This is a genomic window from Treponema sp. C6A8, assembly GCF_000619925.1.
In the GTDB taxonomy this organism is placed as follows: domain Bacteria; phylum Spirochaetota; class Spirochaetia; order Treponematales; family Treponemataceae; genus Treponema_D.
The window spans coordinates 44706-57028 of record NZ_JHVB01000012.1 but is presented as its reverse complement, the minus strand read 5'-3'; the positions used below and the strand labels follow the sequence as shown (position 1 = coordinate 57028).

At 37.9% G+C, this 12323-nt stretch carries 10 protein-coding genes; 3 read left to right on the top strand and 7 right to left on the bottom strand.

Going from position 1 to position 12323, the window contains the following annotated elements:
- Nucleotides 1-9 precede the first annotated feature (9 nt).
- Both T530_RS0110465 and T530_RS0110460 read right to left on the bottom strand, forming a co-directional pair.
- Complete coding sequence (locus T530_RS0110465; RefSeq protein WP_027728969.1) at nt 10-2451, bottom strand: AAA family ATPase; 2442 nt, start codon at nt 2449-2451, stop codon at nt 10-12.
- Nucleotides 2451-3524, bottom strand: a complete 1074-nt coding sequence (locus tag T530_RS0110460) for a DNA repair exonuclease (protein ID WP_027728968.1) — start codon at nt 3522-3524, stop codon at nt 2451-2453. The genes T530_RS0110465 and T530_RS0110460 overlap by 1 nt, the downstream gene beginning before the upstream one ends.
- 90 nt (nt 3525-3614) lie before the next feature.
- Here T530_RS0110460 and T530_RS14845 point away from each other — a divergent pair, with 90 nt between their 5' ends.
- On the top strand, nt 3615-5318 hold the full coding sequence (locus T530_RS14845; protein WP_051537944.1) for an HD-GYP domain-containing protein: 1704 nt from the start codon (nt 3615-3617) through the stop codon (nt 5316-5318).
- On the opposite strand, the gene T530_RS0110450 is transcribed toward T530_RS14845, so the two are convergent.
- From T530_RS0110450 to T530_RS0110440, 3 genes are read right to left on the bottom strand one after another with little or no spacing between them, the layout of a single operon-like run.
- Nucleotides 5315-5746, bottom strand: a complete 432-nt coding sequence (locus T530_RS0110450) for a MarR family winged helix-turn-helix transcriptional regulator (protein ID WP_027728967.1) — start codon at nt 5744-5746, stop codon at nt 5315-5317. The genes T530_RS14845 and T530_RS0110450 overlap by 4 nt on opposite strands.
- Nucleotides 5743-6648, bottom strand: coding sequence for an NAD(P)/FAD-dependent oxidoreductase (locus T530_RS0110445; RefSeq protein WP_027728966.1), 906 nt, complete (start codon nt 6646-6648; stop codon nt 5743-5745). The genes T530_RS0110450 and T530_RS0110445 overlap by 4 nt, the downstream gene beginning before the upstream one ends.
- Nucleotides 6649-6695: 47 nt before the next feature.
- A complete protein-coding gene (locus T530_RS0110440) occupies nt 6696-7235 on the bottom strand; it encodes a glutathione peroxidase (RefSeq protein WP_027728965.1) in 540 nt (179 codons plus the stop codon).
- A gap of 143 nt (nt 7236-7378) precedes the next feature.
- On the opposite strand from T530_RS0110440, the gene T530_RS0110435 reads away from it, so the two are divergent.
- Together T530_RS0110435 and T530_RS0110430 are read left to right on the top strand one after the other, a co-directional pair.
- Nucleotides 7379-8800, top strand: a complete 1422-nt coding sequence (locus T530_RS0110435; protein WP_081773717.1) for a clostripain-related cysteine peptidase — start codon at nt 7379-7381, stop codon at nt 8798-8800.
- Nucleotides 8801-8803: 3 nt separating this feature from the next.
- Complete coding sequence (locus T530_RS0110430; protein ID WP_027728963.1) at nt 8804-9073, top strand: hypothetical protein; 270 nt, start codon at nt 8804-8806, stop codon at nt 9071-9073.
- A gap of 6 nt (nt 9074-9079) precedes the next feature.
- Here the strand turns inward: T530_RS0110430 and T530_RS0110425 are convergent, their stop codons facing one another.
- Both T530_RS0110425 and T530_RS0110420 read right to left on the bottom strand, forming a co-directional pair.
- The gene (locus tag T530_RS0110425) at nt 9080-11575 is read right to left on the bottom strand and encodes an SH3 domain-containing protein (RefSeq protein ID WP_027728962.1); all 2496 of its coding nucleotides are present in this window, start codon (nt 11573-11575) and stop codon (nt 9080-9082) included.
- Between the two features lie 35 nt (nt 11576-11610).
- Nucleotides 11611-12315 carry a methionine ABC transporter permease gene (locus tag T530_RS0110420; protein WP_197018271.1) on the bottom strand — a complete coding sequence of 235 codons (705 nt, stop codon included), beginning with the start codon at nt 12313-12315 and terminating at the stop codon, nt 11611-11613.
- Between the last annotated feature and the right edge of the window lie 8 nt (nt 12316-12323).

Here is a 12323-nt window from a genome sequence, read left to right as displayed (position 1 = left end):
CCCAAACTTTTATTTTACTTCGCGACTCTTATGGCAGGCAAAATACAAAATCTGCTTTTCCTTTGCCATCAGCTTTAATAAGCCCAGTGCCCGCGGAATTTTATCATCATCAAGATTTACAAAAGGGTCATCAAGAATTACAGGCGGTTTTTCATCTTTAAAAAGTGCATCCACAAGCGCCATTCTGGAACAGAAATTCACCAGATCCTTATAGCCGTCGCTTAAATATTGGCTTTCACGCAGTTTTCCATTTTCGTCCACGCAAACCTTAAGTTCTGTATCAATTACAAGTTTTTTGGAAAGTGCCTCCGACTCTGTTCCTGCATCAATCATTCCAAGATATTTTGCAAACCCCTCTTTCATAGGATCACTGTAATTTGCATCAAGCTGCTCTTTTGCCCGCCTTAAGAAATCCATTGTCTGCAAAAGAAGCTGATGTTCACAAGTTTTTTCCTGCTTTTCTACAGCAAGCCTTTCAATCTCATTTTCAAAATCATCTTTTTTTTCAATGAGCGAATTATTATCGTTCATTTTCTTCTGATATTCTGCCCTCAAGGCAACTTTTTCATTAACCTGCTGATTTATAAAATCAAGTTCCGACTTTAGCTGCTCGTTAGATTTTTCCGGCTTTTTAAGCGACTCAAAAGACTGAACATCATTCTGCGGATCGTTCTCAAATTCACTGACTTTTGCCTCTGCCTGTCTGATATAGGCCTCCGCATTTTTTAAATCATTAATTCTGTCGTGAAGTTCCCGTACCTGAGCAGGATAATCAAGTGTTTTTTCCGTTTTATACTGACTCAAAATTTGCATAAGCTTTTCTTTTTTTTCACTTTGAAGCTGAAAATTCTGGCTGCTCGTATTTATGCGTTTTTCCAATTCGGAAAGCTTATTCATTTTTTCATTAAGAATTTGAATTTCTGTCGGAATGGAAGAAATATCATCTGTCTTACAAAAGCGTTTTACAAAAGCACGGAGTTCTGCCTCATATTCAGACGCCATTTTTGGCTGAGCCTGCAGCCATTCAAAATGCGCTTTTGACTTTTGCTGAAGTTTTAAATAACGGTCAAGATCAACCCCTCGCTGTATAAGAACCGAAATCTCTTCCGGGCTTGTTTTTGCACTGCGAGTACTTACAAAACCGAGAACAAAAAACAAGGCCGCAAGTCCAAGCGACATTGCAGATACAAATAAAGGAAGCCTCTGAAAAAAACAAAAAGAAGCGCCAATCAAGATGAAAAATCCGAGGCCCATAAATACTGCTGTAAGAATATTTTTACCTTCCTCGGCCGGAAGTTTTGACTGGTCACTTCCTGAACTGGCAGTTTCAAGATCCTTGTCACTGAATTTCAGTTTAAGCTCCTTAAACTCAGCTTCTTCCAAAGCCGTAAGTTTTCTTTCGCTTTCCTGCTGCTTAAAAATCTTGAATTCTCCATCAGTTTTCAAACATAAATCAATCTGAGCTTTTGAAGGAATATCACCTGCAAAATAATTTTTCAGACTCTCATATTGGTCTTTTTCACTCTGAGACATCTGGCCGCTTTTAAGATTAGAGGCAAGAGTTGTATATGAACTTGAAATTTCATCAATTTCTTTTAAGACACCAGCTTCCGGTACCTTTCCATTAAAGAAATCTACCAGAGCCTCTTTCCCTCGTTTCGCCTCTTCCAGATCCTTTTTTAGCTGTTCGTAGCGTAATTTTCCTTCGTATTTTATGAGCACCGTAAGTTCACGTGTCATGCTATGATGTTGTGTCTTGAATTTTTCTATTTCCGCACCCAAAGCAGCTGCCTTTTTTTCAAAATCCTCGTTCTGAACTTCCCTTGCCTTAATTTCTTCAAGAGTTTCACGGTCGCGGTCAATCTGATTTTGGATTTCAAAGAGTTGACCGATTTTTCCTTTTTTTGCCTTAAGGGAAGTTGCCTTTTTATCAAGTGCCAGCACAGCCTTATCAAAGGATGCAACATCACCTGCTTCTACAAGATTATTCAGACGGGCAGAAATATCTGTTGAACCAGCAGGAGATTCGCTGAGCACAACATGAACGCTGCGTCCGTAAGTTTCGCGGTTAATTCCAAAAAGTTCGCTACCCAAATCCGATGTAAAATCTGAACTAGGAAGATTTGTTTTCAAATCACGAAGTTCATAGGTATCATCATTTTTTTTAGGTCCAAAAGTTCGAGTCACAAGATAATTTTTTCCCTTATAAGAGAACTCAAGGCTGCCACCGTATTCGCCACCCTGCCATGGAGCATATTTCAGTTTTTCATTTTTTTCTAAATCACGTGAAGTCGTATACTCCATTCCATAAAACATCGCCTTTATAAAAACCGAAAGTGTCGTTTTTCCCCAGCCGTTTTCATGGATAAAAGTATTGAGTCCTTTTTTAAAATCCACGTCATAATTTCGTAGTTTTCCAAAATTCGTAATATGAGCTTTAATCAGTTCCATCAGTTCATTCTCCCCGCAAGAGCCCGAATTCCTGTCATTATAATTTTTGATTTTTCCTCTTCGCTCAGCTCTTTCTGCGCCTTTACCAGACGGATAAACTCACCTTTTAGAGAAACATCCTTTTCGTATTTTTCGTAATCAATCTTTGGTTCGGTCTGGTTTTTAAATCTGATAAAATAAAAATTTGATGCCAAAGCAGCTTCATATGAATCGGTTTCAATTTCCGTATCCTCAGAAATTTCGCCCTTTAAATCAATTTGAACAATATCTTTTGCAGAAATTGATGCCGTCGCTGCTGCACAGGCCTTAAGAATTTCGTTGTAAGACATTGTTCCGCTAAGAGGCACTTCAATTTCGTGAATCACCCGTTGAGAATTGCGTACAAAAGTCGGCTCAACCTTCCCGCCTTCAATATTCAAAAGCACAAACCCTTTTTCTCCGCATTCATCAAATCCGCGTCCTTCAAGACACCCCGGATAACACCAGAGCCCGCGGCTATCCAGTTTTTCCAGTCTGAAATTATGAATATGTCCGAGAGCAAGATAATCAATGTTCTGATTTACAAGTTTTGGAAGGGAAATTACAGGAGCATCTTCCTTTGGCGCGTAATCTGCAAGCTGCCCGTGAAGCATAACAATATTAACTTTCTGAGCTTCAAGCTTTAGCTGGCTGTAGGCAGCGGCAGGAATTGAAGAACCGAACTCTCTGCCTGAAATTTCGACATCGCCGTATGAATAGGAAGACCAGGCATCCTTAGAAAAAAGCTTGAGATTAGGATAATTCTCTTCGATATGAAATTCTTCATCATGATTTCCACGAAGATACAGAAAATCAATCTGGGGATGATTTGAAATAATATAAAAAAGTCTGTTTTTAAGAGTTTTATGCTGGTTTTCCTTTGTATCAAAAAGGTCTCCCGAAATAATTATGGCACGAACACCATTTTTCTGGGCAAAATCTACCATGCGGGCAAAAGCATCTACAATTTCTTCCCTGCGCTGAGAGGCAAGCTTTGAAAAATGCCCCTTCATTGCAGAATCCGCATGAATATCGGCACAATGAATAATTTTCATACTATTATTTTAACCGATTTAAATACGAAAAAACAATAAAATTTTGCCACATGGCTTTTCATGGTGTAAAATAATCATAGGAATTAAAAAATGCTTTTATATTACTACATCCTGCTTTTTGTAAGCTCAATTTTACTGACGACATTTTTCTTTGTTAAATGGGGACGTAACGTTTCCATTTATCTTGCATTGCTATTCCTGCTGATTCCTCTCATCAATCTCTGTTATTTGAAGTTTGCTCTTTCTACCTCAACCTCAGAAGCACTTTTACTAAACGGACTTTTGTATTTCCTAAACTTCGGAGTCCAGTTCTTCAGTTTTCTTTACGTTTTTACCTTCTGTAAAATTAAATTAAACCGGTACATCACCTCAATTTGTTTTTTGATTCTTTCCACTGGAATAGTGATTATGGCTTTAAGCCCATGGACTGTTGGAATCCTTTATAAACAGGTATTTCTAAGAAATACAAACGGAATCGCCTATCTTAGAAAACAATATACTTCAGTTCACACAATTTATTACTGTATTCTTGTTATTTTCATCATAATAGACTTCCTGATAATGCTGCTTAGTATGAGAAAGAAACACATTTCCAGACGTAATGCTACAGTAATGCTTCTTTCTTACAGTATTATTTCCATTGCCTTCATTATTGGACGAGCCATCGCTCCAGAATTTGACGTAATGCCTTGTTCCTACACAATTTTACAGATTATGCTGCTTATTATGATTCGCAGACTTGCCATTTACGATATCGACTTAATGGTAAGTATTGCGATTCAGCAGAGTGAAACTATAGGTGTAGCATCTTTTGATAATGAGCACCGCTATCTGGGTTGTAATTCAATTACGGAACATTTCTTTCCGGAATTTAAGGAACTTTATGTTGATTCCAAACTGGACAACTCCACTGAACTTTTTGCTACCGTAAATCACCTTATGGAAACTGCTGAATCTCATAAGGGTATTGCAGAAACCACATTTAAATATCAAAAGCAGAGCTTTAAAATTAGTGTTTCAAATCTTTATATTTCCCGCTTTTTTTCAAAGCGGCACAAACCTGTTGGTCATCAGATAAAAATTGAAGACAATACCCGCGAACAGCTTAATCTGCGGCTTTTAAATAATTACAATGAAACACTTTCAAAAGAAGTAAATGAAAAAACAGAAAAAATCGAAAGATTGATGGAACAGTTTGTATACGGAATGGCAGAAATGGTACAGAACCGTGACAATAATACAGGAAGCCACATCCGACGAACAAGCCAGATTGTAAAGATTTTGACTGATGATATGAGAATAGAAAACCGACTGGGACGTCCGGAATCATTTTATATAAGCCTTGTAAAGGCCGCCCCTATGCATGATTTAGGAAAAATAGCCGTTGATGACCAGATTTTACGCAAACCCGGCAAGTTTACTCCGGAAGAATATGAAATTATGAAAAGTCACGCTCAGAAAGGCGCTCAGATTGTAAGAAATATTTTTGGAGATTATGATGATACCGAATTTTCTCAAATCTGCGAAAATGTTGCTCATTACCATCACGAACGTTTTGACGGTTCTGGATATCCGGAAGGATTAAAAGGCAGTAAGATTCCTCTTGAAGCCAGAATTATGGCTATCGCCGATGTATATGATGCTTTGGTCAGCGAACGCTGTTATAAAAAAGCCATGCCACCTGAAGAAGCTTTCCAGATAATTCAGGATGGAATGGGCATTCATTTTGATCCGATGCTAAACTATTACTTCCTTCGCTGCCGTGAAAAGATTGAAGAATATTATAAATCCTAATTACCTATAATCTTATAGAGAATTTTATAAAGAGTTTCGGCTTCCTGCTGACTAAGATTTACACAGCTGCCAATTTTCTTAGGAACAGAAGAAGCTTTTTCACGAAGAGCTTCACCTTCCTTTGTAATTGCAACCATTACAATGCGTTCGTCGTTTTTACTGCGTGTACGGCAAAGAAGTTTTTTCTTTTCCATTGATTTTAAAAGCGGAGAAAGAGTTCCTGTGTCCAGAAAAAGACGACTGCCAAGTTCTGTAACCTTAAGTTCCTTTTCTTCCCACAAAACCATCATTACGATGTACTGTGTATAAGTTAAATCTAACTCTTTAAGAAGCGGCGTATATTTGCGTAAGATTTCGCGAGATGCCGCATACAAAGGAAAGCAAAGCTGATTTTTCAAAAGAAGGCAGTCATAGTTCTGTTCACTCATTTTTTAATACCTCTAACATATTCTACCGCACTTAAGCCTGCAACGCCACCTTCATATACAGCTTTACATACCTGTAAAAGGCCGCCATTTACGTTACCGCAAGAATATACGCCAGGAGCATTTGTCGCCATTTTTTCATCAGTCTTGATGCTGTCGCCTTCAAGTGTAAGGCCAAGTTTCTTTGCAAAATCAGCGCCACCGGCACTTCCAAGAGCAACAAAGAATCCGTCGGTTGCAAGTTCACTGCCGTCTTCAAATACCACAGCTTCTACTTTGCCTTCGCCCTTAATTTCTGAAAGATTCTGATTATTAAGCTGGATTTTTTCTGCAGCACCACCCTTTGCTTTTTCTTCATCCAAAAGGGCTTTTACTTCTGAATCGTCCATTCCGTTTGTAAGAATGGTAACCGACTCTGCCATATTGGCAAGGTGCATGGCTTCTTCAAGCGCATAAAGTTTGTTTCCAAGAACACAAACCTTCTTTTTTCTATAGAAGAAACCATCACAAACTGCACAGTAACTTACACCTTTTCCTTCATGCTCCACAAGGCCTTTAAGGCTGGGACGCAGTTTTTTGTTTCCTGTAGCAAGGATTACCGCGTGACCTTCGTAATCGTCATTTGTTGCAGATACCATGTACGAATTCTGACTTGCCATCTGAATATTTGTTACTTCAGAATCAAGAACCTCTACACCAAGATTCTTAGCCTGCTTAATTCCTGCAGCATACAAATCAGGGCCTGAAATTCCGTTTTCAAAACCATAGTAATTATCAATTTTATTTGCCTTTTCCAGCTGGCTTTCGCCGTGGTAAAGCACAAGAACATTCAGATTTGCACGTTTAGCGTAAAGAGCCGCAGAAACCCCCGCCGGCCCCGCTCCAATTACAATTACGTCGTACATGGTTTCCTCCTTGTCTAAGGCGACCGGTCAGAGCCGCCGGTGTTCTATTATAAAAGACCTGCTACCTTATCATCAATCTTCTTTGGTTCAACTGTAGATTCAAAGCGGTCAATAACATTACCTTCGCGGTCAACAAGGAACTTTGTAAAATTCCATTTGATGTTAGGGTTATTCTCATAGTCAGGATCGAATTTAGAAACCACAGTCTTCATAAGAGCACCTTTTACACCTGTAAATCCAGTAAAGCCCTTCTGCTCTTTAAGATAATTATACAACGGAATTGCATTTTCGCCATTAACATCAATCTTCTTAAACTGATCAAAAGTTGTGTGATACTTCATTGTACAGAACTCGTGGATTTCATCATCATCACCAGGAGCCTGATGTCCAAACTGATCACAAGGGAAGTCTAAAATCTCAAGTCCCTTATCGTGATACTTCTGATAGAGTTCTTCCAGACCCTTGTACTGAGGTGTAAAACCACAGCCTGTGGCAGTATTTACAATCAAAAGAACCTTTCCTTTGAATTCCGATAAAGAAACTTCGTTTCCTTTTCTGTCCATAACCTTAAAATCATAAATTCCCATTTTTTATACCTCTTATATAAGTGAAATATTAAGTTCAACCATGCCGTTTCATTTAATCATATTATATTGTATACAACTTAATATGTCAATTAATTTCTTTTATTTTTGTTTGAAATTCAGTTTTTATAGGTTATGATTTTTGTATGAAGATTATCTTCCGGTTAAGCAGATATATTCTCCTGACCGCTTTTTCATTTTTAAGCTTCTCTTGTCTGTGGAATCCCGATAATTCCTCCTACAGAAACGGGCATCTGTTAAATCTTATTTCCCCTTCTGGAGAAAAAATCAACACAGATTATCTCTTTATGATGTATCTGGATGGGGACAACAATCTGAACGATGTTTCATATAACAATTTAATGCAGGCTAAAAATGGTCTGAAAATCAAAAATGGCAACGCATCAATAACCGTACTTGCCTTAATTGACGGAAATATTTCAAGCAAGGGTGGCAAAACAATGGACGGAAAAAGCCACCTTTATATTCTGGAAGCTTCTGTTGCAACTGATTATTCCCGCTATATAGACTGGGTATACCTAAATGGCAGTCAGGAAGTAAATATGGCAAGCGGGAACACCCTTTACAACTTCTTATACGAGGCATCCAGTTCTTTTAATGCAAAAAATACAATCCTAATCATGCATAATCATGGTTCAGGCCCCTTAAATGAGATCTCAACTTCAATCTCACAAGACTCCGCAAGAGCTCTCTGTTATGACGACACAAACGGCAATAATGGTTACCTGACATCAAGTGATATTGCTCTTGCAGTTAATCGCACCTTTGGAAAAATCGATATGCTTGTCGAAGATGTTTGCCTTGAATGTTCAATAGAAGCAATATATGGTCTAAAAAACAACATTCACTACCTTGTAGCATCTCCAAACTCCACTCTTACAAATACCTACAATTACGACCGGATAATTTCATATGCAAGTTCAGGACCATTAATTGAAGATATAGGAAAGAGATTCATTGATTATAATTATGAAAAATGCAAATACTTGTCATTAAACAATAATTCCAGTCTATACTGCAAGGAATTATCACTCACCCTAGTTGACTGCTCTAAAACTAACATTTTGGAAAATATAAAAATGCACACAAGCCAGCTGTACAGTGCAATATCTGATTCCGTTGCTGGGACACAACAATGTTTCAGGTACCTCTTAGGCGAAAACCTCAATACTGATGATTTCCGCGGATTTATTTTTCCGGCAGCCTGCGGCCGAACAGCAGATTTAGGGCTTATGGCATATCTGCTGGCAAATAAAACTACTGATGGAAATGTAAAAACAGCAGCAGAGAATCTTTATTCTGACCTGAAAAATGGAGGACTTATAGTTTATGCCTGGGCTGGCGACACTAGCAATAAATGGTATTATAGCGGCGCCCCTGATTACGGACAAAAAGATTTTTTAAAAATCTCTGATGGAAAATGTCCATGGGGAATTTCCATAACAAGCGGTATGCAAGTGAAATATTCCGGGCAATATAAAGGCTGGTCCTTATTTGCCAAGAACAACAATTGGTCGTATTTATTTGAAAATCTTGGAGTAAACTAAAATATGAAAGGTTTATACTCTCTTGCACTTATATTTGTAATTATTTCCGGTCTTCTCCAATATAACAATAAGAGCTTTGTAATCCTTACAAATTACGAATCACAAAGCCGTACAAGTTATATTATCGATAAGAAATCGAGCAGCAGAAATGCCTGGAAAAAACTGAAAAAGCATAACGGAAAATACGTCACCGCAGAAGTTGAAATACTCAAGTCTTCGAGTCCTTTTTCACACACGGCAAAAATTATAACTATCGAAGAATTACAGCAGTAATTATAACTACTCCAGATATCCGCCAAAAACCCAGCCTGCTGTCTGATTTTCAGATTTATACCCTTCCACAAAAGGTACGTCATTTACCAGCTGAACCTTCACCCAATTTGAAGAAAGTCCATCAATTTTTACTGTTTCACCTTCTTCAAGAACTTTCAGAAGAAAACCTGGTTCAAGTGTATAAAGTTTCTCAGAATTTACAGTCGGACCCTCCCGCATTTTCAAACGGCATACAGGATTAACATATTCACCAGTTTTTTTAACTCTGCTATTGCCAGAAGGTTCTCCCCCCGGATAAGCAGATAATTCGAACTCGTAAGGATTTTTGCTATTTTGTTTCCATACTACATGAATGTCCTTAAAGACCTGACCATACTCCTGCTCATAAGAATAAGTATCAAGAGTGTCTTTTGTAAAATAATACCAGCCGGTTCCCGTAGGACCACCGTCTGTATCATTATATTCATACTCACAAACAGGATTTAACACTGCACTGTAATTATCTCTAAGTTTTAGAGCTTTTGGGTCAAGAGAATAGATTTTTGTAGTATAGCAGCCTCCACCATTACCACCCTTATACAAACGCTCAACAATAAAGGGAACTGGTTTTTCCATATTCAGCGGATATACGAGAGAAAGGTTTCCATGTGAATCAATATCAACTTTTGATTGAATTCCATCAGAATCAATATATAAAGCTTTTTGTATTTTCCATCCGCCTCTTAAATATGCCACTTCATAGGTCACCCAGTTGTTCAGGAATTCTTCAATTTCTTCCTTTGAAGGTGAATGCATACCGTTTTTTCCAGGCGCCACAAGAGAAGGCTGACAGTAAAGACTCATTTTTCCGCCCTTTCCATCACTTACAAAACATATGTTTTCAGGTTCAGTAATGTCTACCCCGCGTATAAGACCGACACAAGAAGCGTTGTTTTCCTCATCATAATACTCTGCAAAATAAATCGGATAAAGAAGTCCACTTTGAGTTAGCCCATAGCCCATAACATCCTGAAGCTGAACTTCTGTCCCTGTTTTTAATAGGAACAGTGAATTATAGACCCCGTATGTTTCAGGCATGTAAAGAAAAAGTGCCTGGTCACTTATAGTTACAGCAGTTACCGAGCCTGACTTCATGCTGATATAATTTGGAAGAATATATTCACATTGAGCATACGTCTGGCGTTCCCACTCCCAGCCTGTATTTTCTCTCATAAAATCATAGCCATAATCGCCTGTTTCCGGGAAAAAATCAGAAACATAAAAATCATTTTTCCTCATATATTCATACATTTCTTCAAGCGACAGAGGGCACTGGAGCGAAAGATTACCAGCAAATATCCAGCCATATTCTTCAGTCTTAGATTTCCATTCATCCTCATAAAGAACAATTTTTACCCATGAATCAGTGATACCGTCAATGGTATCTTCATTACCGATTTCACGTACAAGCAGATAATCACCGTGTTTTAGTTCACAAATTTTTGCAGAAGAAGAATCTGCATCTTCATAAACGGCAGCTCCTTTTAAGGAATCTACATAAACTCCCTTTACCTGACTTTCTTTGTTAATCAGGCTTTTACGTTTTTTTTCAATTTTATGATTCTGGTCGCCTGCAAAGTCACGAATTGCACAGGCATATAAATCACTATTCTCAGTAAAAATTGAACCGTCATTGAAATCTAATACAAAGGCAGCAAGTTTATCTGCTGAATATGAAGAAGAAACAAAAGGGTGCTCCCTTTTCGAAATTTTGTCACCGCCACAAATTGCCAGAGCTCCATTAACAGCCGGCATAGACTTCCAAAGCTGATATAATTCAGCGATAGAAGGCAAATACCAGCCATTTTCATATGCAGTTTTCAGAAGATGTCCGCCTTTTGCCTTTTCGTATGAGCTTGCATATTGTTCAGCAAGAAAATAATCCGGATTAGATACATACAAATTTATTTGATGATGGTTAACATAGTCATGAATCCGAGCCCAAAATTTATAACCATTCTTATTTCCATAAAAAGAATAGTTATCTGGAGTACCTTTAACATTTACCTGAATTGCTTCAATATTGTTTTTTCGTGCAAACTCATCCTTCAAATCAAGCAAGAATTTTTGGTGTAAGCCGACACCTAAAATACGTTTTTGATTAATTGCCTGATTATTTGAAAAATCGGAACATTCAGTTCCAATATAAAAAATTACAGCAACAGCATTTTCTTTTTGCTCATCCGTAAGATACAGATGCTCGTTGTAAGCAATCGCAGAACCGTCTGCAAACAAAATGTCACCCACACTATCCGGATGAAGTTTTTTTCCCAGAAGTCCGAGTTCTCTGGCTTTTCTTGCTTCTTCCTCAGCTTTTTCTGCTAAAGAAATCTCATCTTTTATGGAAGAAATATCTTTAAAATTTGGATTGAGGTTCGTCTGTTTTCCTGAATTTTTTCCACAGGAAATAAAAATAGCACTTGCCCAAAGCAGCACAAATAAAACAGATACGTTTTTTTTCATAAACTCTCTCCAATAATCGATTATTAAAAAACAGGCTATTTTTTCAAAATCTTATTAGACTTGATGGCAAAATATGTTCCAATCGACTGCAAAACCTGAACAAGAAGAATCAAAAGAATTACAGCAAGAATCATAACTAAAGTCTTATAGCGGTAGTAACCGTAATTAATTGCAATTTTTCCAAGTCCACCGCCACCGATGATTCCACTCATTGCGGTATATCCCAAAACAGTTGTGATGGCAATTGTCATATTCGAAATCAAAGAAGGCACACTTTCAGGAATCATAACCTTAATGATAATCTGTAGAGGTGAAGCTCCAAGACTCTGAGCCATCTCAATAGTATTAGGGTTTACTTCCCGCAGGCTAGATTCAACAAGACGGGCAATAAAAGGAAATGCTGCAATTACCAGAGGAGGAATTGTTGCAACAGTTCCTACGATTGTACCAACCAGAAGGCGTGTAAGCGGGAATACAACAATCATAAGGATAAGAAAAGGAACCGAACGCAGAATATTGATAATCACATTGAGCGCATGCATAAATCCCTTTGGAAGAGGCTTAATTCCCTTCTCTTCTCCAGTTACAAGAATAACTCCAAGCGGAAGTCCGATTACAAATGCAAAAAATGTTGAAAGGATTGTTACGTATATAGTTTCCCAGGTAGAAAGCAAAAACTGAGAACGAATAATATTCCAGGCATCTTCAAGTGCCTCTGCAGAAAAAATTTCACCAAACATCAGCGACT